Raw genomic sequence first — 21,762 nt, forward strand, 5'->3', positions numbered from 1 at the left:
GACATGCATGTCCATCGCCGTAAATGTGAATGATCCGACGAACTCGGGTGTTAACAACACAAAGAGTACGACGGGTTCTAACTCCCTGACGGGGAGTAACGCCGCCGATCTTCAGGGCAGCTTTCTGACGCTGCTGGTGGCGCAGCTTAAGAACCAGGATCCCACTAACCCGATGCAGAACAACGAACTGACCACGCAGCTTGCGCAGATCAGCACCGTTAGCGGCATTGAGAAACTCAACACCACCCTTGGTTCCGTCTCTGGACAGATTAATAGCGCCCAGTCTCTGCAGGCGGCAAGCCTGATTGGCCACGGGGTGATGATCCCGGGAACCACGATTCTGGCAGGCACCAGCACTACCGACGGTACATCGACCACCACCACTACGCCGTTCGGCGTTGAATTGCAGCAGGCGGCTGACAAAGTGACGGCGACGATCACCGACTCAACCGGCGCCGTGGTTCGCACCATCGACATCGGCGAGCTGAAGGCGGGCGTTCACACCTTTACCTGGGACGGCAGCCTGACCGACGGCACGAAAGCACCAAACGGTGCTTACAAAGTCGCGATCAGCGCCAGCAACGGGACGACCCAGCTGGTGGCGCAGCCGCTGCAGTTCGCGCTGGTCCAGGGCGTGATTAAAGGAAGCGACGGCAACAAACTGGATTTGGGAACCTCTGGTTCCACCACACTCGACGAAGTTCGGCAGATTATCTAAGCCTTAACACTTATCAGGAGTAAGTCATGGCCTTTTCTCAAGCGGTCAGCGGCCTGAATGCTGCGGCCACCAACCTGGACGTCATTGGCAACAACATCGCCAACTCCGCGACCTATGGTTTTAAATCCGGTTCTGCTTCCTTTGCAGACATGTTTGCCGGTTCCAAAGTCGGCCTGGGCGTGAAAGTTGCGGGCATCACGCAGGACTTTAGCGACGGCACCACCACCAACACCGGTCGTGGCCTGGACGTTGCCATCAGCCAGAACGGTTTCTTCCGTATGGTCGACTCCAACGGCTCTGTATTCTACAGCCGTAACGGCCAGTTCAAGCTGGATGAAAACCGTAACCTGGTGAACATGCAGGGGATGCAGTTAACGGGGTATCCGGTTGCCGGGACGCCATCAACGGTTCAGACCGGGGCGAACCCACAGGTCATTAATATCCCAACCACGTTAATGGCCGCGAAGTCCACCACCACGGCTTCCCAGCAGATTAACCTGAATTCCACCGATACCGCGCCGACCACCGCCTTTGATCCGGCTAACCCGGACACGTACAACAAAAAAGGTACGGTGACCGTCTTTGATAGCCAGGGTAATGCGCACAACATGAACCTGTTTTATGTCAAAGATGCGACCCCGGCTAACTCCTGGAAAGTGTATGCCCAGGACGGTAGCGTCGCAGGCAGCACGGCGGCACTGGCCACCACGCTGACCTTCGATAATAACGGTACGCTGACCGGTGGTGGAAATATCAACATCACTACCGCGACCATCCCAGGTGCGACGCCAGCGACCTTCGCCATGAGTTTTGCTAACTCCATGCAGCAGAACACCGGTGCGAACAATATCGTCGCGACCAGCCAGAATGGTTTTAAACCAGGCGACCTGGTGAGCTACCAAATCAATGACGACGGCACTGTGGTCGGTAACTATTCCAACGAACAGACCCAGGTTCTGGGCCAGATCGTGCTGGCAAACTTCGCCAACAACGAAGGTCTGAAATCGGAAGGCGACAACGTCTGGTCTGCCACCCAGTCCTCCGGCGTGGCGCTGCTGGGTACTGCCGGAAGCGGTAACTTCGGCACGCTGACCAACGGTGCGCTGGAAGCCTCTAACGTCGATCTGAGTAAAGAGCTGGTGAACATGATCGTCGCGCAGCGTAATTATCAGTCGAACGCGCAGACCATCAAAACCCAGGACCAGATCCTCAACACGCTGGTTAACCTGCGTTAAGCGGCTAACAGGAAAGCGCAATGGATCACGCAATATATACCGCGATGGGCGCGGCAAGTCAGACGCTCAATCAGCAGGCCGTTACCGCCAGCAACCTTGCAAACGCCTCAACGCCGGGCTTTCGCGCGCAGCTTAATGCGCTGCGCGCGGTGCCGGTAGAAGGGCTTTCCCTGCCGACCCGTACGCTGGTGACGGCATCAACCCCTGGCGCCGATATGACGCCAGGGCAGATGGATTACACCTCACGCCCGCTGGACGTGGCTCTGCAGCAGGACGGCTGGCTGGCGGTGCAAACGGCGGACGGTAGCGAAGGCTATACCCGTAACGGGAACATCCAGGTGAGCGCGACGGGCCAGCTGACGATTCAGGGGCATCCGGTGATGGGGGAAGCGGGTCCGCTGACCGTACCGGAAGGCTCTGAGCTGACTATCGCTGCGGACGGCACCATTTCGGCGCTCAACCCGGGCGACCCGGCCAATACCGTTGCGCCCGTCGGTCGTCTGAAGCTGGTTAAGGCGGAAGGCAAAGAGGTGCAGCGTGGCGACGACGGTATGTTCCGTCTGACCCAGGCGGCGCAGGCGACGCGGGGTGCCACCTTACAGGCCGATCCGAGCATCCGCGTGATGTCCGGTGTTCTGGAAGGCAGTAACGTCAAGCCGGTCGAAGCCATGACCGACATGATCGCCAGCGCCCGTCGTTTTGAAATGCAGATGAAGATCATCAGCAGCGTCGATGAAAACGCGGGCAAGGCTAACCAACTTCTGGCTATGAGCTAACAGGATTCCTTATGATCAGTTCTTTATGGATCGCGAAAACTGGCCTGGACGCCCAGCAAACCAATATGGACGTGATTGCCAACAACCTGGCAAACGTGAGCACCAATGGTTTCAAGCGTCAACGCGCCGTTTTCGAAGATTTGCTTTATCAAACCATCCGCCAGCCGGGCGCGCAGTCTTCTGAACAGACGACGCTGCCATCGGGCCTGCAGATCGGTACCGGTGTTCGTCCGGTGGCGACCGAGCGTCTGCACAGCCAGGGCAACCTGTCTCAGACCAACAACAGCAAAGACGTGGCGATCAAAGGCCAGGGCTTCTTCCAGGTGCAGCTGCCTGACGGGACTTCTGCCTACACTCGCGACGGCTCGTTCCAGGTCGATCAGAACGGCCAGCTGGTGACGGCGGGCGGTTTCCAGGTTCAGCCTGCGATTACCATCCCGGCGAACGCCCTGAGCATTACCATCGGACGTGACGGTGTGGTCAGCGTAACCCAGCAGGGGCAGGCTGCGCCGGTTCAGGTTGGGCAGCTCAACCTGACCACCTTCATGAACGATACCGGTCTGGAAAGCATTGGTGAGAACCTCTACACCGAGACGCAATCCTCCGGTACGCCAAATGAGAGCACCCCGGGCCTGAACGGCGCGGGCCTGCTGTATCAGGGCTATGTTGAAACCTCCAACGTGAACGTGGCGGAAGAGCTGGTGAATATGATCCAGGTTCAGCGCGCGTATGAAATTAACAGTAAAGCAGTGTCGACGACCGACCAGATGCTGCAGAAACTGACGCAACTCTAAGGTGTAGCCCGGTGCGGTAAACGCCGCGCCGGCTCCCTGTTTTCGAAGATGAAGGCAATGCAAAAAAACGCGGCGTTTCGTTATCCGATTCTGACTGTTCTGGCCGTCACCCTCAGCGGGTGTGCCTGGATCCCGTCTAAACCTTTGGTCCAGGGTGCGACGACTGCCCAACCCGTTCCTGGCCCTGCGCCAGTAGTCAACGGCTCCATTTTCCAGACCGCGCAGCCGATTAATTACGGCTATCAGCCGCTGTTTGAAGATCGCCGCCCGCGTAACGTCGGCGATACATTGACCATTGTGCTGCAGGAAAACGTCAGCGCGAGCAAGAGCTCGTCGGCGAACGCCAGCCGTGATGGCAAAACGAATTTTGGCTTCGATACCGTCCCGCGCTACCTGCAGGGACTGTTCGGCAACGCGCGTGCTGATGTCGATGCCTCTGGCGGCAACACCTTTAACGGTAAAGGTGGCGCGAACGCCAGCAACACCTTCAGCGGCACGCTGACGGTCACGGTTGACCAGGTACTGGTTAACGGCAACTTACACGTTGTGGGTGAAAAACAGATCGCCATCAACCAGGGCACTGAATTCATTCGCTTCTCGGGCGTGGTTAACCCTCGCACCATCAGCGGCACCAACACCGTTCCGTCCACCCAGGTGGCGGATGCGCGCATTGAGTACGTCGGTAACGGCTACATTAATGAAGCGCAAAATATGGGTTGGCTGCAGCGCTTCTTCCTTAACTTATCGCCGATGTAAGCGAGGTGACCCATGTTTAAATCGATCTTCGCCGTGGCGCTCGCGCTGGTGGCTACCTTTGCCCAGGCTGACCGTATTCGCGATCTCACCAGCGTACAGGGCGTGCGTGAAAACTCGCTGATTGGCTATGGCCTGGTGGTGGGGCTGGACGGTACCGGTGACCAGACGACCCAGACCCCCTTTACCACCCAAAGTCTGAACAACATGCTTTCCCAGCTCGGCATTACCGTGCCGGCGGGAACTAACATGCAGCTGAAAAACGTGGCGGCAGTAATGGTCACCGCATCCTACCCGGCGTTTGCGCGTCAGGGACAGACCATTGACGTGGTAGTCTCCTCAATGGGTAACGCCAAAAGCCTGCGCGGCGGTACGCTGCTGATGACTCCGCTGAAAGGCGTCGACAGCCAGGTTTATGCGCTGGCGCAGGGAAACATTCTGGTCGGCGGTGCGGGAGCATCCGCAGGCGGAAGCAGCGTGCAGGTAAACCAGCTCAACGGCGGACGGATTACCAACGGGGCGATCATTGAGCGTGAACTGCCGACCCAGTTTGGCGCGGGCAACACCATTAACCTGCAGCTCAATAATGAAGACTTCACGATGGCGCAGCAGATTGCCGATACCATCAACCGCAGCCGTGGCTACGGTAATGCCACGGCACTCGATGCGCGCACCGTGCAGATCCGTACCTCCACCGGCAGCAGCAACCAGGTGCGCATGCTGGCCGATATCCAGAATATGGAAGTGAACGTTCCGGTCCAGGATGCGAAGGTGATCATCAACTCCCGTACCGGCTCGGTGGTGATGAACCGGGAAGTGTCGCTCGACAGCTGTGCCGTAGCGCAGGGGAACCTGTCGGTGACGGTGAACCGCTCCGCTAACGTCAGCCAGCCGGACACGCCGTTTGGCGGTGGTCAGACGGTGGTAACCCCGCAAACGCAGATTGATTTACGTCAGAGCGGTGGGTCTTTACAGAGCGTGCGATCAAGCGCCAACCTGAACAGCGTGGTGCGCGCCCTGAACGCCTTGGGCGCAACGCCGATGGATCTGATGTCCATTCTGCAATCCATGCAAAGCGCGGGCTGCCTGCGCGCCAAACTGGAAATCATTTAATGCTGACCGATAGCAAACTGTTGACCAGTGCCGCCTGGGACGCCCAGTCGCTCAACGAACTGAAAACCAAAGCGGGCAAAGACCCGGCGGCGAATATCCGCCCGGTCGCCCGCCAGGTGGAAGGAATGTTTGTACAGATGATGCTGAAGAGCATGCGTGAAACCCTGCCGAAAGACGGGATGTTCAGCAGCGATTCAACGCGTCTCTACACCAGCATGTATGACCAGCAGATTGCGCAGCAGATGACCGCCGGGAAAGGCCTCGGTCTGGCTGACATGATTGTCAAGCAGACCGAAGCCGCGCAGGGCATTCAGCCTCAGGATCAGCCGCAGCAGGTACCGATGAAGTTCGACCTGGAAACGGTGACCAGCTATCAGAACCAGGCTCTGACGCAAATGGTGCGTAAAGCCATGCCGAAAGCCACGGGCAGCGGCGATGAGCCGCTCTCCGGTGACAGCAAAGACTTCCTGGCGCAGCTTTCTCTGCCGGCACGGCTTGCCAGTGAACAGAGCGGCGTGCCGCATCACCTGATTCTGGCGCAGGCCGCGCTGGAGTCGGGCTGGGGTCAGCGCCAGATCCGCAAGGAAAACGGCGAGCCGAGCTTCAACATCTTCGGCGTGAAAGCCACCTCCAGCTGGAAGGGGCCAACAACGGAGATCACGACCACCGAATACGAGAACGGTGCGGCGGTTAAGGTGAAAGCCAAATTCCGCGTCTACAGCTCGTATCTGGAAGCCTTGTCCGATTATGTTGGCCTGCTGAGCCGAAATCCGCGCTATACCGCCGTGACGCAGGCGGCGACGGCGGAGCAGGGCGCTCAGGCGCTGCAAAACGCGGGCTACGCGACCGACCCGAACTATGCGCGTAAGCTAACCAGCATGATCCAGCAGCTGAAATCCATGGGCGAGAAGGTCAGCAAAGCCTATAGCACAGATATTGAAAATCTGTTCTGAAAGTTCTCAAGTCCCGGTGGAGGTTGCCGATAACCTTCATCAGGACTCGTGTCTGAACGTATAAAAGGAACCCCCATGTCCAGTTTGATTAACAGCGCCATGAGTGGCCTCAGTGCTGCGCAGTCGGCACTCAATACCGTCAGTAATAATATTTCAAGCTATAACGTGGCAGGCTATACCCGCCAGACCACGGTGCTGGGCGCATCTAACAGCACGCTGACCGGCGGTGGCTGGGTGGGTAACGGGGTGTATGTCTCCGGTGTCCAGCGTGAGTATGACGCCTTCATCACCAATCAGCTGCGCGCCGCGCAGACGCAGAGCAGCGGCCTGACGACGCGCTATCAGCAGATGTCAAAAATCGACGATGTGCTCTCCGATACCACCAACTCGCTTTCCACCACGCTGCAGGACTTCTTCAAAAGTCTGCAAACCCTGGTGAGCAACGCGGAAGATCCGGCGGCGCGTCAGACGGTGCTGGGTAAAGCGGGCGGTCTGGTCAATCAGTTCAAAACCAACGATCAGTATCTTCGTGACCAGGATACGCAGGTGAATACCGCGATTTCAACCAGCGTGTCGCAGATCAACAACTATGCCAAACAGATTGCCAATCTGAACGATCAGATTTCCCGTCTGACCGGCGTCGGTGCGGGCGCATCGCCTAACGATCTGCTTGACCAGCGCGATCAGCTCGTCACTGAGCTGAACAAAATCGTCGGCGTGGAAGTGTCTGTTCAGGATAGCGGCACGTATAACATCTCTTTCGGCAACGGTTACAGCCTGGTGCAGGGCAGCAAAGCTAACCAGCTGGCGGCCGTGAAGTCCAGCGCCGATCCGTCCCGTACCACCGTGGCCTATGTCGATGACGTGGCCGGGAACGTAGAGATCCCGGAAAAGATGATCACCACCGGTTCTTTGGGCGGTTTACTGACCTTCCGCACGGAAGATCTGGATAAAGCTCGTAACACCCTGAACCAGATGGCGCTGGCCTTTGCCGATTCGATGAACACGCAGCATGAAGCCGGCTTTGACGCTAACGGTGATGCGGGCGGTAAGCTGTTCAACTTTGGTTCTCCGGCGGTGCTGTCCAACAGCAAGAACGGCGGATCGGCGGTTGTTACGGCCTCTGTGACCGACAGCAAACAGGTCCAGGCGACAGACTATAAGCTGCAGTTCAACGGCACTGACTGGACGATCACCCGTACATCAGACAAAACCAGCTTTACGATGAGCCCGGATGCCAGCGGCAACCTGTCGTTTGATGGTCTTAACGTCAACGTGAGCGGCACGGCAAATACCAAAGACAGCTTTACCGTGAAGCCGGTTTCCGACGTCATCATGAACATGGATCTGGCGATCAGCGACGAGTCCAAACTGGCGATGGCGTCAGTGCAGAACGGCGGCGAAAGTGATAACCGTAATGGCCAGAAACTGCTTGATCTTCAAAACGCGAAAGTTGTGGGTGGGAATAAAACCTTTAACGATGCGTATGCCTCTCTCGTCAGTACAGTCGGTAGCTCAACGGCGTCACTGAAGGTGAGCAGCCAGACGAAAGCGAATGTGGAAACACAGTTAACCAAACAACAGCAGTCCATCTCAGGGGTAAACCTCGACGAAGAGTATGGCAATTTGCAGCGTTATCAGCAGTATTACCTTGCCAACGCGCAGGTGTTACAAACTGCCAGTACGCTCTTCGACGCAATTATCAATATTCGCTAAGGTTGAGGTGAACAATGCGTATTAGCACCCAAATGATGTACGACCAGAACATGCGTGGGATCACCGATTCCCAAAGCAAATGGCTAAATTACGGGGAACAAATGTCCACCGGTAAGCGCGTTAATCGTCCGTCGGACGATCCTATCGCGGCGTCTCAGGCGATTGTTCTATCACAGGCTCAGGCGCAGAATAGCCAATTCGATCTTGCGCGTACCTTTGCAACGCAGAAAGTATCGCTTGAGGAGAGTGTCCTTTCACAGGTTACAACGGCCATTCAGAGCGCTCAGGAAAAAGTCGTTTATGCGAGGAATGGGACATTAAGTGACAGCGATCGGGCATCTCTGGCGACAGACCTGCAAGGCATACGCGATCAGCTTATGAACCTCGCCAACAGCACTGACGGTAATGGACGATATATCTTCGCAGGGTATAAGACGGAGAATGTCGCTTTTGACCAAACCAGCGGCAATTATATCGGTGGTACTACCCCAGTTAACCAACAGGTGGATTCTGCACGAAATATGCAAATCAGCCACACTGGCACAGAGGTTTTCGCCACGTTTACCAGCAATGCAACACCGGAGCCGGGTGGTGGAACACCTGAAAAGAATTTATTCAAGATACTGGATAATGCTATCACCTCGTTGAACACACCGGTCGGTGACGATCAAGCGAAGGTCGATCAGGAAAATGCAGCCATTGATGCTGCGAACCGGGGGTTGCGTAACTCGCTTGATAATGTATTAACTGTACGGGCCGATTTGGGTACCAAACTTAACGAACTGGATAAACTGAACACACTGAGTAACGACCGGTCACTCGCACAGACTTCGCAAATGAGTGACCTTGTGGACGTTGACTGGAATGCGGCAATTTCCTCTTACACCATGCAGCAGGCGGCCTTGCAGGCGTCTTATAAAGCGTTTAGCGATATGCAGGGCATGTCTCTGTTTCAGCTGAACAAATAGCATCTTGACCTCTTAGAACATGTCTTGAAACTGGGCATGTTTTGCTGCCCAATCCGTCTGGATTGGGCATTTTTTTTATGCGACTTCTGCCGTTACTGAGGCGACACGCGCGCTTTCTATCAGACGGATGACCAGCGCAATGACGCCACAGACGGTGGCCAGTGCGACCACACCCGTCCAGCCAGCTAGCGAGTAGATATTGCTGCCTAACGCGGACCCCAGCGCCATCCCGATAAAGACGACCGTAAAGAGCAGGGCGTTGAGACGACCACGCGCCTGCGGTTCAAGGCTGTACACCAGGTTCTGATGGGCGACCAGGCTGGACTGTAGGCCCAGGTCGAACCCGACGGCAGAGATGGCGATCAGCATCAGCTGCCCATGAACGCCCAGCGCGGGCATCAGGAACATCAGGGCGAAAGAGACGGTCACAAGAACGGCACCAAGCTGCGTGACTTTTCCTGCCCCCAGTTTGTCCGCCAGACCCCCCGCCAGTGGGGCAGCTAACGCACCCGCGGCACCGGCAATACCAAAACCACCTGCGACGGCACTACCCAGGTGATAGCGTTCCAGCAGCATGACCGCAAGCGTTGACCAGAAGGCGCTAAAGGCAATCGACAGGAAACCCTGAGCCAGCGCCGCGCGGCGCAGCGCCGGGTAGCGACGCCACAGGTGTTCCATCGAGCGCATCAGCGCGGGGTAGCTCAGCGTGGAGTGAATGGCAAAACGGGGAAGTACAAACCACATCATTACCCCGATGAACGCAATGCTCGCCGCTGCCAGCTGGTACATGACGCGCCAGCCAAACGCTTCGCCCACCACGCCGCTCACGGTTCTTGATAATAAGATACCCATCAGCAGCCCGGTCATTACCGTGCCCACGGTTTTCCCCTGTTTACCTTCCGGCGCAAGGATGGCCGCGGCAGGGACGATATCCTGTGCCATGGTGGCGGCCATGCCGATAAGCAGGCTTGCCAGCAGCAGGGAATGGATCTGCCCGGTCAGGCTACAGCCGAGAAGAAACAGCGCCAGCGCCGCGCTTTTGATCAAAATTAACGTCCTGCGGTCGTGGCGATCGCCCAGAGGAAGCAGGAACAGGATGCCAAGCGCGTAGCCTGCCTGCGTTAATGTTGGCACCAGGCCCATACCTTCAATACTCAAATGCAGGTCGGCACCCATCAGCGGCAGCAGGGGCTGCGCGTAATAGATTGATGCCACGCTGAAGCCAGCCCCCAGAGCCAGCATAAAGATCACCCAGCGGCTTACAGCATGGGGAGTCGTTGTTGTGTTCATAAGTTGTTCCTCATTCATCGTGTGAGGCTATTTTTTATCAGTACGCCTTGCGACGGTAGCGGGCCCGGTGGTAAAACGCTTATACGTTGAACGTATAAATGAAAATGCGATGAAAAGAGTTGAGCGTATAGACAGGGTAGAGCTAATGCGGACGTTTGTCCGCATTGTCGAGGCGGGTTCGCTCTCAGCGGCGGCGCGACAGCTGGCAACAACCCAGGCCACGGTAAGCCGACGGTTGCAGTCGCTTGAAACCATGCTGGGCGTGCGCCTGTTGTTGCGCACCACCCACACGACGCGGCTAACGGATGACGGCGAGCGCTGCTATCAGCACGCCCGTCGGGTGATTGACAGCTGGCTGGCGCTGGAGGATGAGGTAGGGCAGACGGAAGATGAGCCTGTAGGCGTGCTGCGGGTGCGGGCGCCGCACGCGTTTGGTCAGGATCAGCTTCTGAAACCCGTAACCGAATTTTTGCAACGCTATCCGCAGCTTTCGATTGAGTGGATGCTCAACGATCGGTCGGCGGATTTCCTCGGCGACAACCTTGACTGTGCTATTCGGGTGGGCGTGGAGGTCGATCCGGCAACCGTATCCGTACTGCTGGCGGAGGTGCCGCGCTCGGTGGTGGCTTCTCCGGCACTGCTGGCCCGCTTCCCGGCGGTGAATACGCCGGAGGATTTGCAGCAGTTTCCCTGGATAGCCATCAGCTCTTTCTACCAGCGCCACGTGGAGCTTTTTCACGATGCCACGTCCGCCACCGCGCGGATTGCTATTACGCCACGGCTCAGCACCGACAGCCTGTATGTCGCACGCAATACGGCACTTACCGGCCTTGGCGTGGCCGTGGTATCCAGCTGGACGGTACAGGACGATATTCCGGAAGGGCGGCTGGTGCATTTGCTGCCCGAGTGGCAGCCCGCGGCGCTACCGGTACATCTGGTCTATCCCTGGTCCCGTTATTATCCGGCACGCTTGCGGCGATTTCTGGAGTTGATGCGGCAGGTCATGCCGGAGGTGACCGGGATGAGAAAGCCTGTTCAGCAGCCATAAAAAAGCCGACCCAAGGGTCGGCTTTTTACTTCAGTGTCGTTTGTCGTTATTCGACAGACTGTGGACGCGTTGCCGGTGCAGTCGCCTGATGCGTTGCACTGTGACCACCGGCTGCGCCTTTACCTTCGAAGCTGAAGGCCGGGCGAACCCAGTCGCTGTGACGCGGCGCTTCAGGCACGTAATCCGGCGCCGGGGCGCGGGTCATTGGTGCTGTCGCTACGTGGGCAGCGGCTGGCGCAGAAACAACCGGCTCAGGCTTCACTTCTGGCGCTTTCGGCTCTTCAACAACCGGTTCAACCTGAATCTCAACATCCTGAACGACCTCTTCAGCGGTGGTTTCGACGAGGGTTTCAGCGGCTTCTTCTACCGCGGCTACAGGTTCAGCCTCTTCAGCGATTTCCTCAGCCACCACGACATCTTCTTCAGCAATAAGCTGCGGTGCGGCATCAACCGGCGCGGCAATCACTTCCGGATGCGTGGTTTCGACGTCCGCGGCCTGAGGTGCTTCAGTTTCAACAACCTGAGGTTCAACTACGGTTGCCGTTTCAGTCACGACCTCTTCTACCGCTGCTACAGGTGCAATGACCTCTTCCGTTACCGGCTGTTCTTCAACAACCTGCTCCGGGCGAGCAACAGGGTAGCGGATCCAGACTTTGCCGGAAGCCATTTCTGGTGAAGCACAGGCAACGGTCAGCGGCATTGGAGACTGAGTCGGGTACCGCTCGTCACGATAGCGACGACGGCGCTGACCGCTGACGCGCAGATGACGTGGGGAACGACGTGAACGGCGCGGCATACCGGCGTTATCACGGTTTTCACCGTTTTCATCCTGCTCAATGTTGTTATCAACGACCGCTGGCAGGTCAACTTTTGCCAGCTGCGTACCGGTTGCGCTCTCGCGAGTTTCAACCGCAACGTTTGCTGTCTCTTCGGTTGCTTCAGAGGCGAAGCGGACTTTCTTAGCAAGCTGGCGCTGCTTACGGCGCGGCATGACCTGAGTACGTTCTTCCTGCTCGCCGTCCTGCTGCTCTACAGGCTCTTCGCGGTTCAGGTTTTTGACTTCCTGCTGTGCCTGACGCTTCTCGTCGTTACGACGACGGTTGCGTTCACGGCGCGGCTGCTGGTCGTCACGCTGTTTGCTCTTCTCAGACTCATCGCCCGCCTGCTGGCGAATTTCACGATCTTCAACATTCTGCTGCTGTTTCTCGCGACGGTTGCGACGGTTGTCTTCGCGTTGCTCACGGCCTTCGTTATTGTCAGAGCGGTTGTCACGGTTGTCACGACGCTCGTTGCGCTCATTACGATCGCTACGGTCATTACGGTCGCGGCGGTTGTTCTGACGCTTACGGCGGTCCTGCTGACGTTCAGGCTTGGACGCTTTTGGCTCTTCTTTCGGCTGCTCTGGCTGAACTTCCTCACCGGCAAACATCTTCTTCAGCGCGCCGAAGAAGCGGCTCAGCAGACCCGGCTGCGCAGGCTGGGCTTTCGCGGCCGTCGCTTCTGGTTTCTGCGCCGCAGGTTTGGCCGCTGGTTTTTCCAAGGCGGCTTCCGGTGGGGCTTCTGGCATGATGAAGGTCGCTAACGCAGGCTGCTCTGGCAGCTTACGCTCTGCTGGCTCGTCATCAGATGGCAGGGCCATCTCTTCTTCGTGCAGCTTCGGCAGCAGGTAGCTGAGCGTTGACGTCTCTTCGCCTTTACGGACACGCAGCACGTGGTAGTGCGGGGTTTCCATCTGATCGTTTGGCACGATGATGCAGCGAACACCACCCTGACGTGCTTCAATGGCACTGACCGCAGCACGTTTTTCGTTCAACAGGTAGGACGCAATTGGCACAGGCACAATCGCGTGAACCTCTTTGGTATTCTCTTTCAGCGCTTCTTCTTCAATCAGACGCAGGATAGAGAGGGACAGCGATTCGTTATCACGCACGGTACCGGTGCCGGAGCAGCGTGGGCAGACGTGATGGCTGGACTCACCCAGCGATGGGCTCAGACGCTGACGGGACATCTCCAGCAGGCCAAAGCGTGAGATATGGCTAATCTGAATACGCGCACGATCCTGACGCACCGCTTCGCGCAGACGGTTTTCTACCGCACGCTGGTGACGTACAGGGGTCATGTCGATGAAGTCGATAACAATCAGACCACCCAGGTCGCGCAGGCGGAGCTGGCGGGCGATTTCATCAGCGGCTTCAAGGTTGGTGTTGAAGGCGGTTTCTTCGATATCGCCACCGCGCGTTGCGCGAGCGGAGTTGATGTCGATAGCGGTCAGCGCTTCAGTGGTATCGATAACGATAGAACCGCCGGATGGCAGACGCACTTCACGCTGGAAGGCGGACTCAATCTGGGATTCGATCTGATAGTGGCTGAACAGCGGGATTTCACCGGTGTAGAGCTTAATTTTGCTGGTGAAATCCGGACGGCCCAGCGCGGCGATGTGCTGGCGCGCCAGCTCAAGCACTTTCGGGTTATCGATCAGAATCTCACCGATGTCCTGACGCAGGTAGTCACGGAAGGCACGCACGATCACGTTGCTTTCCTGGTGGATCAGGAACGGAGCAGGGCGGCTTTCCGCTGCTTTCTGGATGGCTTCCCAGTGCTTCAGACGGAAGCTCAGGTCCCACTGCAGCGCTTCGGCGGATTTGCCGACGCCTGCGGTACGCACGATAAGCCCCATGCCGTCAGGCAGTTCAAGGCTTGCCAGCGCTTCTTTCAGCTCGGTACGGTCATCACCTTCGATACGGCGCGAGATGCCACCCGCTCGCGGGTTGTTAGGCATCAGCACCAGATAGCTCCCCGCCAGGCTGATAAAGGTTGTCAGTGCGGCACCTTTGTTGCCACGCTCTTCTTTATCAATCTGAACGATAACTTCCTGACCTTCACGCAGAACATCTTTGATGTTTGGGCGGCCATGGGCGTTGTAGTTTGCAGGGAAATATTCGCGGGCGATTTCTTTCAGAGGGAGGAAACCATGACGCTCAGCACCGTAATCGACAAATGCAGCTTCAAGGCTTGGTTCAATGCGGGTGATTTTGCCTTTGTAAATGTTCGCTTTTTTCTGTTCGTGTCCAGGACTTTCGATATCCAGATCGTACAGGCGCTGCCCATCCACAAGGGCGACACGCAACTCTTCTTGCTGAGTTGCGTTGATTAACATTCTTTTCATCGTAACTTACTCGTTATTCTTACATTGACGACAAAGCTGCGGGCAAGGTGACGCTTTCCGGGGTATGAACCGATGGCCTCGTGTCTGTTCACGTCGCCAACCTCACGGTTGTCGCTCGCTTAAGAGGCGCAGAGTGTCGGTTGCCTGTGTTTCATACGGAAACACAGCGCAATTATCAGGGGAATTGCCTGGGTAGAACTCTCCAGAGAACAATCCTTATACCGGGAAGTACTGCAACCCGCAGCCCGCTAACTGCCTGAAAGATCAATACGTCTTACGCCATTGCTGCGTGGATGATCGGTCAGACAAAATTGGTCATTCCGTCGACATCCTTACAAAACCCGGATTTAACGCGGAAAACGACCTCATTATTCCACTGCTCGCCGGGTTATAGCAAGATGACTTTTACCAATTATCACCCGGTTACTCACAGTTTCTTCACCTCAAGGTGGTGATTGGTTTAATAACCACCAAATCGATTGCGTGAAACGGGGCGCAGGCCGGATAAAAGAAAATATAAGCATAGAAAAATGAGTGGCGCTAATGGCTGACGATATTTAGAATCGCCAACCATGAAAACAGAGACTCCAGCCGTAAAAATGGTTGCCATCGCCGAAGATGAAGCGGGGCAACGTATCGATAACTTCTTGCGCACCCAGTTGAAAGGGGTGCCAAAGAGCATGATTTACCGCATCCTGCGTAAGGGCGAAGTGCGGGTGAACAAAAAACGCGTGAAGCCCGAGTACAAACTCGAGGCGGGCGATGAAGTGCGTATTCCGCCGGTGCGCGTGGCAGAGCGTGAAGAAGAGACCGTTTCACCGAAGCTACAGAAAGTGGCGGCCCTGAGCGATGTCATCCTTTACGAAGATGACCACATTCTGGTGCTGAATAAACCGTCAGGAACGGCAGTCCATGGCGGTAGCGGCCTGAGCTTCGGTGTGATTGAAGGGCTCCGCGCCCTGCGCCCGGAAGCGCGTTTCCTTGAACTGGTGCACCGTCTTGACCGTGACACCTCTGGCGTGCTGCTGGTAGCGAAAAAACGTTCTGCGCTGCGTTCCCTGCATGAACAGCTGCGTGAAAAAGGGATGCAGAAAGACTACCTGGCGCTGGTGCGCGGCCAGTGGCAGTCCCATGTAAAAGTGGTGCAGGCGCCGCTGCTGAAGAACATTCTGCAAAGCGGCGAGCGTATTGTCCGCGTCAGCCAGGAAGGGAAACCGTCTGAGACGCGCTTTAAGGTTGAAGAGCGCTATGAGTTTGCCACGCTGGTGCGCTGCAGTCCGGTGACCGGTCGTACCCACCAGATCCGCGTACATACGCAGTTTGCAGGGCACCCCATCGCGTTTGATGACCGCTATGGCGACCGCGAGTTTGATAAGCAGCTGGCGGGAACGGGGCTATCGCGTCTGTTCCTGCATGCGGCAGCGCTGAAATTTACCCACCCAAATACCGGTGAAGTCATCCGTATTGAAGCGCCGCTGGATGAGCAGTTGAAACGCTGCCTGAAGGTTCTGCGAGGCTGATTTTGCCCGGCGGCGCTGCGCTTGCACGGGCCTACGGTTTTGTAGGCCGGGTAAGCGCAGCGCCACCCGGCGAAGGTCATATCGTCAGCGGATTACACTCTTCTCGCCGTAACATCTGACACAAGGCAATCAGCGGTAACCCCACCAGGGTGTTCGGATCCCGACCGTCCAGCTTGTCGAACAGCGCAATCCCCAGCCCCTCACTTTTAAAGCTCCCCGCGCAGTTCAGCGGTCGCTCACGACGCACATAATCCATAATCTCTTGCTCGCTGAGATGGCGGAAGTGTACGTCGAAAGGCTCGCACTCGGTTTGCAGATGGCCTGACGCGGCGTTATAGAGGGCGAGGCCCGTATAGAAGGTCACGATAGTACCGCGCGCGCGCAGAAGCTGCTGGCAGGCATTTTCCTCTGTATGCGGCTTGCCGGTGATTTGGCCGTCCAGTACGCAAACCTGATCCGAGCCTATAATCAAATGCGAAGGATAGCGTGCGGCCAGCGACTGCGCCTTCTCCTTAGCAAGACGCGTCACCAGATGGCGCGGTGACTCGCCCGGCTGTGGCGTCTCATCCACGTCTGGAGCAGCGCATTCAAACGGGATCCCAAGCTTTTCCAGCAGCATTCGGCGGTAGGAAGACGTGGAAGCAAGGACGAGATTTGGCATATTTTTATCACCAGATATAGCGTATCGATGCCAGCCATTTTAAACTACAGGCCGCAATGTGTGCGAATAATTGGCAAAAGGCAGCTCTGGTTGCCTTTTTCTTTGACTCTATGACGTTACAAAGTTAATATGCGCGCCCTATGCAAAAGGTAAAATTACCCCTGACTCTTGATCCGGTTCGTACGGCTCAAAAACGCCTCGATTACGAAGGTATCTATACTTCCGATCAGGCTGAGCGTATTGCCGAATCCGTAGTCAGTGTGGACAGTGATGTAGAATGCTCCATGTCGTTCGCTATCGACAACCAGCGCCTCGCCGTGTTAACCGGTGATGCAAAGGTGACGGTAACGCTCGAGTGTCAGCGTTGCGGGAAACCGTTTGTACAGCATGTTCACACAACGTATTGTTTCAGTCCGGTTCGTTCTGACGAACAGGCTGAAGCACTCCCGGAAGCGTATGAGCCGATTGAGGTTAACGAATTCGGTGAAATCGATCTTCTGGCTCTGGTTGAAGATGAAATCATCCTCTCCTTGCCAGTCGTTCCGGTGCATGATTCTGAACACTGTGAAGTGTCCGAGGCGGACATGGTCTTTGGGGAACTGCCTGATGAAGCGCAAAAACCAAACCCATTTGCCGTATTAGCCAGCTTAAAGCGTAAGTAATTGAGGAGTAAGGTCCATGGCCGTACAACAGAATAAACCAACCCGTTCCAAACGTGGCATGCGTCGTTCCCATGACGCGCTGACTGCAGTTACCAGCCTGTCTGTAGACAAGACTTCTGGTGAGAAACACCTGCGTCACCACATCACCGCTGACGGTTTCTACCGCGGCCGCAAGGTTATCACTAAGTAATCACGCGTCAGCGTGATTAGGCTTAGTGAGGAGCTCCCCGTGCAAACGGGGAACTTACCGAACCAGGCTGCGACGATACCTTGACACGTCTAACCCTGGCGTTAGATGTCATGGGGGGAGATTTTGGCCCTTCCGTGACAGTGCCTGCAGCATTGCAGGCACTGAATTCTAATTCGCAACTCACTCTTCTTTTAGTCGGCAATCCCGACGCAATCACGCCATTACTTGCAAAAGCTGACTTTGAACAACGTTCACGTCTGCAGATTATTCCTGCGCAGTCAGTTATTGCCAGTGATGCCCGACCCTCGCAGGCGATTCGCAACAGCCGCGGCAGCTCGATGCGGATAGCGCTGGAGCTGGTGAAAGAAGGACGAGCCCAGGCTTGCGTCAGCGCGGGTAATACCGGCGCGCTGATGGGACTGGCGAAATTGTTGCTCAAACCGATTGACGGTATTGAGCGCCCGGCGCTGGTGACGGTGTTGCCGCATCAGCAGAAGGGCAAGACGGTGGTGCTCGATTTGGGCGCGAATGTCGATTGTGATAGTACAATGCTGGCTCAGTTTGCCGTAATGGGATCGGTGCTGGCAGAAGAAGTGGTCGGGATCAACACTCCCCGTGTTGCGTTACTGAACATTGGTGAAGAAGAGACCAAAGGCCTGGACAGCATTCGCGAAGCAGCTGAATTGCTCAAACAGGTTCCCTCCATCAACTATATTGGTTATCTCGAAGCCAATGAGTTGTTGACGGGTAAAACGGATGTTCTGGTCTGCGATGGCTTCACCGGAAACGTAACGTTGAAGACCATGGAAGGGGTCGTGCGGATGTTTCTTTCTCTGCTGAAATCACAGGGAGAGGGCAAAAAAAGCGCCTGGTGGCTGATTTTATTGAAGCGTTGGTTACAAAAGAGCCTGACGCGGCGATTCAGTCACCTCAACCCCGACCAGTATAATGGCGCCTGTCTGTTAGGATTGCGCGGCATCGTGATTAAGAGTCATGGCGCCGCCAATCAGCGAGCATTTTCTGTCGCCATTGAACAGGCAGTGCAGGCGGTGCAGCGACAAGTCCCTCAGCGGATTGCCGCTCGCCTGGAATCTGTATTAGCTAAAAGTGACTGAGCGTACATGTATACGAAGATTTTAGGTACCGGCAGCTACCTGCCAAAACAAGTGCGTACCAACGCCGATCTGGAAAAAATGGTAGATACGTCTGACGAGTGGATTGTCACGCGCACAGGTATCCGTGAACGTCGTATCGCCGCGCCAGACGAAACCGTGTCCACCATGGGTTACGAAGCCGCACAGCGTGCTATCGAGATGGCGGGCATTGATAAAGAACAGATCGGTTTGATCGTGGTGGCCACGACGTCTGCTACACATGCTTTCCCAAGCGCGGCATGCCAGGTGCAGAATATGCTCGGCATTAAAGGTTGCCCGGCGTTTGACGTTGCCGCTGCGTGCGCAGGTTTTACCTATGCGCTGAGCGTTGCCGATCAGTACGTGAAGTCCGGAGCCGTCAAATATGCGCTGGTGATCGGTGCTGACGTGCTGGCGCGTACCTGCGATCCAACCGATCGCGGAACGATCATTATTTTTGGTGATGGTGCGGGCGCGGTGCTGCTGGGGCAGTCCGAAGAGCCGGGTATCATCTCTACGCATCTGCATGCTGATGGCAGCTACGGTGAGCTTTTGACCCTGCCTAACGCCGATCGCGTTAATCCGGACAACTCGATTTACCTGACCATGGCAGGGAACGAGGTGTTCAAGGTGGCGGTGACTGAGCTTGCGCACATTGTTGATGAAACGCTGGAAGCGAATAACCTTGAGCGCTCCGCGCTCGACTGGCTGGTGCCGCATCAGGCGAACCTGCGTATCATCAGCGCGACCGCGAAAAAGCTGGGCATGTCGATGGATAACGTTGTGGTGACGCTGGATCGCCACGGCAACACCTCTGCGGCGTCAGTACCGTGCGCATTTGATGAAGCGGTACGCGACGGGCGAATCAAACGGGGCCAGCTGGTCTTGCTTGAAGCCTTCGGTGGCGGGTTCACCTGGGGTTCCGCGCTGGTTCGTTTCTAGAATAAGGGTTAAAAAATGACGCAATTTGCTTTTGTGTTCCCGGGTCAGGGCTCTCAAACCGTTGGGATGTTGTCTGAAATGGCAGCACACTATCCGGTCATTGAAGAGACTTTCCGTGAAGCTTCTGATGCACTGGGTTATGATTTATGGGCGCTGACCCAGCAGGGTCCGGCCGAAGAACTGAACAAAACCTGGCAGACACAGCCAGCGCTGCTGACAGCGTCCGTTGCGCTGTGGCGTGTCTGGCAGCAGCAGGGCGGTAAAGCGCCAGCGCTGCTCGCGGGCCATAGTCTGGGTGAATACTCAGCGCTGGTCTGTGCCGGTGTGATCGCGTTTGCTGACGCCGTACGTCTGGTGGAACTGCGCGGTAAATTCATGCAGGAAGCGGTGCCAGAAGGCACAGGAGGCATGTCTGCTATCATCGGTCTGGATGATGCTGCGATTGCAAAAGCGTGTGAAGAATCTGCTGAAGGGCAGGTGGTTTCACCGGTTAACTTCAACTCGCCGGGCCAGGTGGTTATCGCTGGTCATAAAGAAGCGGTTGAGCGTGCCGGTGCTGCCTGTAAAGCTGCTGGCGCGAAACGCGCGCTGCCGCTGCCGGTCAGCGTGCCGTCCCACTGTGCGTTAATGAAGCCAGCCGCCGAGAAACTGGCGGTTGAGCTGGAAAAAATTACGTTTAACGCACCGACGATTGCCGTTGTGAACAACGTCGATGTGAAATGCGAAACCGCGCCGGAAGCTATCCGCGACGCACTGGTTCGCCAGCTCTACAGCCCGGTACAGTGGACCAAAACCGTTGAGTTTATGGCCGCTCAGGGCGTTGAGCATCTGTATGAAGTCGGCCCAGGGAAAGTCCTCACCGGTCTGACGAAACGTATTGTTGACACCCTGACAGCCTCGGCGATTAACGAGCCGGAAGCGATGTCAGCGGCACTCTCGCAATAAAAGAGGAATACCATGAGTTTTGAAGGAAAAATCGCCCTGGTGACTGGCGCAAGCCGCGGTATCGGGCGTGCAATTGCTGAAACACTGGTTGCGCGCGGCGCGAAGGTGATTGGTACAGCAACCAGCGAGAATGGCGCGCAGGCCATCAGCGAGTATCTGGGTGCGAACGGTAAAGGTCTGGTACTGAATGTGACCGAACCAGCATCTATCGAATCTGTTCTGGAAAATATTCGCGCAGAGTTTGGTGAAGTGGATATTCTGGTCAATAATGCCGGGATCACTCGCGACAACCTTCTGATGCGAATGAAAGATGACGAGTGGAACGATATTATCGAAACCAACCTGTCATCTGTATTCCGTCTGTCAAAAGCGGTAATGCGCGCTATGATGAAAAAGCGTCATGGTCGTATTATCACTGTTGGTTCTGTGGTTGGTACCATGGGAAATGCTGGTCAGGCTAACTACGCTGCGGCGAAAGCAGGTCTGATCGGTTTCAGTAAATCGCTGGCGCGTGAAGTCGCGTCCCGCGGGATTACTGTAAACGTTGTTGCTCCGGGCTTTATTGAAACGGACATGACGCGTGCGCTGACCGATGAGCAGCGTGCGGGTACACTGGCGGCAGTTCCGGCGGGTCGTCTTGGCGACCCTAAAGAAATCGCCAGTGCGGTTGCATTTTTAGCCTCTGACGAAGCGGGTTACATCACTGGTGAGACCCTCCACGTCAACGGCGGGATGTACATGGTTTAATCACGATCGAAAATATTTGCGTTATTAGGGCAAATGGCCTCAAAATAACGTAAAATCGTGGTAAGACCTGCCGGGATTTAGTTGCAAATTTTTCAACATTTTATACACTACGAAAACCATCGCGAAAGCGAGTTTTGATAGGAAATTTAAGAGTATGAGCACTATCGAAGAACGCGTTAAGAAAATTATCGGCGAACAGCTGGGCGTTAAGCAGGAAGAAGTTGTGAACTCCGCTTCCTTCGTTGAAGACCTGGGCGCAGATTCTCTTGACACCGTTGAGCTGGTAATGGCTCTGGAAGAAGAGTTTGATACTGAGATTCCGGACGAAGAAGCTGAGAAAATCACCACCGTTCAGGCTGCCATTGATTACATCAACGGCCACCAGGCGTAAGTGAACATCTCCAGGCGGTCATTCGACCGCCTGAGTTTTAT

Annotated in this window: 21 protein-coding genes; 18 read left to right on the forward strand and 3 right to left on the reverse strand. The window is 56.1% G+C overall.

Going from position 1 to position 21,762, the window contains the following annotated elements; genetic code table 11:
- Positions 1-7 precede the first annotated feature (7 nt).
- The 9 genes from flgD (at position 8) to flgL (ending at position 9,026) form a co-directional block, all read left to right on the forward strand.
- Entirely contained in the window at positions 8-718 is a 711-nt protein-coding gene (gene flgD, locus L362_RS18680) for a flagellar hook assembly protein FlgD (protein WP_023343755.1), read from the forward strand.
- 26 nt (positions 719-744) lie between these two features.
- Entirely contained in the window at positions 745-1,953 is a 1,209-nt protein-coding gene (flgE, locus tag L362_RS18675; protein WP_008500812.1) for a flagellar hook protein FlgE, read from the forward strand.
- Positions 1,954-1,973: 20 nt separating this feature from the next.
- Positions 1,974-2,729, forward strand: a complete 756-nt coding sequence (locus tag L362_RS18670; protein WP_008500811.1) for a flagellar basal body rod protein FlgF — start codon at positions 1,974-1,976, stop codon at positions 2,727-2,729.
- Between the two features lie 11 nt (positions 2,730-2,740).
- Positions 2,741-3,523, forward strand: a complete 783-nt coding sequence (gene flgG / locus L362_RS18665; protein ID WP_008500810.1) for a flagellar basal-body rod protein FlgG — start codon at positions 2,741-2,743, stop codon at positions 3,521-3,523.
- Positions 3,524-3,580: 57 nt separating this feature from the next.
- The gene (gene flgH / locus L362_RS18660) at positions 3,581-4,279 is read left to right on the forward strand and encodes a flagellar basal body L-ring protein FlgH (RefSeq protein WP_008500809.1); all 699 of its coding nucleotides are present in this window, start codon (positions 3,581-3,583) and stop codon (positions 4,277-4,279) included.
- 12 nt (positions 4,280-4,291) lie between these two features.
- Positions 4,292-5,389 carry a flagellar basal body P-ring protein FlgI gene (locus L362_RS18655; protein WP_008500808.1) on the forward strand — a complete coding sequence of 366 codons (1,098 nt, stop codon included), beginning with the start codon at positions 4,292-4,294 and terminating at the stop codon, positions 5,387-5,389.
- Entirely contained in the window at positions 5,389-6,342 is a 954-nt protein-coding gene (gene flgJ, locus L362_RS18650; protein WP_021240767.1) for a flagellar assembly peptidoglycan hydrolase FlgJ, read from the forward strand. The genes L362_RS18655 and flgJ overlap by 1 nt, the downstream gene beginning before the upstream one ends.
- A gap of 75 nt (positions 6,343-6,417) precedes the next feature.
- The gene (flgK, locus tag L362_RS18645; RefSeq protein ID WP_021240766.1) at positions 6,418-8,058 is read left to right on the forward strand and encodes a flagellar hook-associated protein FlgK; all 1,641 of its coding nucleotides are present in this window, start codon (positions 6,418-6,420) and stop codon (positions 8,056-8,058) included.
- A gap of 14 nt (positions 8,059-8,072) precedes the next feature.
- On the forward strand, positions 8,073-9,026 hold the full coding sequence (gene flgL / locus L362_RS18640; RefSeq protein ID WP_021240765.1) for a flagellar hook-associated protein FlgL: 954 nt from the start codon (positions 8,073-8,075) through the stop codon (positions 9,024-9,026).
- 75 nt (positions 9,027-9,101) lie between these two features.
- On the opposite strand, the gene L362_RS18635 is transcribed toward flgL, so the two are convergent.
- Positions 9,102-10,316 carry an MFS transporter gene (locus L362_RS18635; protein WP_008500804.1) on the reverse strand — a complete coding sequence of 405 codons (1,215 nt, stop codon included), beginning with the start codon at positions 10,314-10,316 and terminating at the stop codon, positions 9,102-9,104.
- Between the two features lie 145 nt (positions 10,317-10,461).
- Here L362_RS18635 and L362_RS18630 point away from each other — a divergent pair, with 145 nt between their 5' ends.
- Positions 10,462-11,364 carry a LysR family transcriptional regulator gene (locus L362_RS18630; RefSeq protein WP_023343756.1) on the forward strand — a complete coding sequence of 301 codons (903 nt, stop codon included), beginning with the start codon at positions 10,462-10,464 and terminating at the stop codon, positions 11,362-11,364.
- Between the two features lie 46 nt (positions 11,365-11,410).
- Here the strand turns inward: L362_RS18630 and rne are convergent, their stop codons facing one another.
- Entirely contained in the window at positions 11,411-14,530 is a 3,120-nt protein-coding gene (gene rne / locus L362_RS18625; RefSeq protein WP_023343757.1) for a ribonuclease E, read from the reverse strand.
- A gap of 572 nt (positions 14,531-15,102) precedes the next feature.
- On the opposite strand from rne, the gene rluC reads away from it, so the two are divergent.
- Positions 15,103-16,050 (forward strand): 23S rRNA pseudouridine(955/2504/2580) synthase RluC, encoded by a 948-nt coding sequence (rluC, locus tag L362_RS18620; RefSeq protein WP_021240761.1) that lies wholly within the window; start codon positions 15,103-15,105, stop codon positions 16,048-16,050.
- Positions 16,051-16,126: 76 nt separating this feature from the next.
- Here rluC and L362_RS18615 read toward each other — a convergent pair whose 3' ends face one another.
- Positions 16,127-16,711: a Maf family protein gene (locus L362_RS18615; protein WP_023343759.1), complete on the reverse strand. Its 585-nt coding sequence runs from the start codon at positions 16,709-16,711 to the stop codon at positions 16,127-16,129.
- Positions 16,712-16,851: 140 nt separating this feature from the next.
- Between L362_RS18615 and yceD the strand changes: the two genes are divergently transcribed.
- The 7 genes from yceD (at position 16,852) to acpP (ending at position 21,721) form a co-directional block, all read left to right on the forward strand.
- Positions 16,852-17,373 (forward strand): 23S rRNA accumulation protein YceD, encoded by a 522-nt coding sequence (yceD, locus tag L362_RS18610; protein ID WP_021240759.1) that lies wholly within the window; start codon positions 16,852-16,854, stop codon positions 17,371-17,373.
- Between the two features lie 16 nt (positions 17,374-17,389).
- Entirely contained in the window at positions 17,390-17,563 is a 174-nt protein-coding gene (rpmF, locus tag L362_RS18605; protein WP_003857964.1) for a 50S ribosomal protein L32, read from the forward strand.
- Positions 17,564-17,643: 80 nt separating this feature from the next.
- Complete coding sequence (plsX, locus tag L362_RS18600) at positions 17,644-18,678, forward strand: phosphate acyltransferase PlsX (RefSeq protein ID WP_021240758.1); 1,035 nt, start codon at positions 17,644-17,646, stop codon at positions 18,676-18,678.
- Between the two features lie 6 nt (positions 18,679-18,684).
- Positions 18,685-19,638, forward strand: coding sequence for a beta-ketoacyl-ACP synthase III (locus L362_RS18595; RefSeq protein ID WP_008500797.1), 954 nt, complete (start codon positions 18,685-18,687; stop codon positions 19,636-19,638).
- A gap of 15 nt (positions 19,639-19,653) precedes the next feature.
- Positions 19,654-20,583 (forward strand): ACP S-malonyltransferase, encoded by a 930-nt coding sequence (fabD, locus tag L362_RS18590; protein ID WP_008500796.1) that lies wholly within the window; start codon positions 19,654-19,656, stop codon positions 20,581-20,583.
- 12 nt (positions 20,584-20,595) lie between these two features.
- The gene (gene fabG, locus L362_RS18585; RefSeq protein WP_008500795.1) at positions 20,596-21,330 is read left to right on the forward strand and encodes a 3-oxoacyl-ACP reductase FabG; all 735 of its coding nucleotides are present in this window, start codon (positions 20,596-20,598) and stop codon (positions 21,328-21,330) included.
- A 154-nt stretch (positions 21,331-21,484) separates the two neighbouring features.
- Entirely contained in the window at positions 21,485-21,721 is a 237-nt protein-coding gene (gene acpP, locus L362_RS18580) for an acyl carrier protein (RefSeq protein ID WP_003857954.1), read from the forward strand.
- The last annotated feature ends 41 nt before the right edge of the window (positions 21,722-21,762 follow it).

It is taken from the genome of Enterobacter sp. MGH 16 (assembly GCF_000493175.1).
Classification (GTDB): Bacteria; Pseudomonadota; Gammaproteobacteria; order Enterobacterales; family Enterobacteriaceae; genus Enterobacter; species Enterobacter roggenkampii.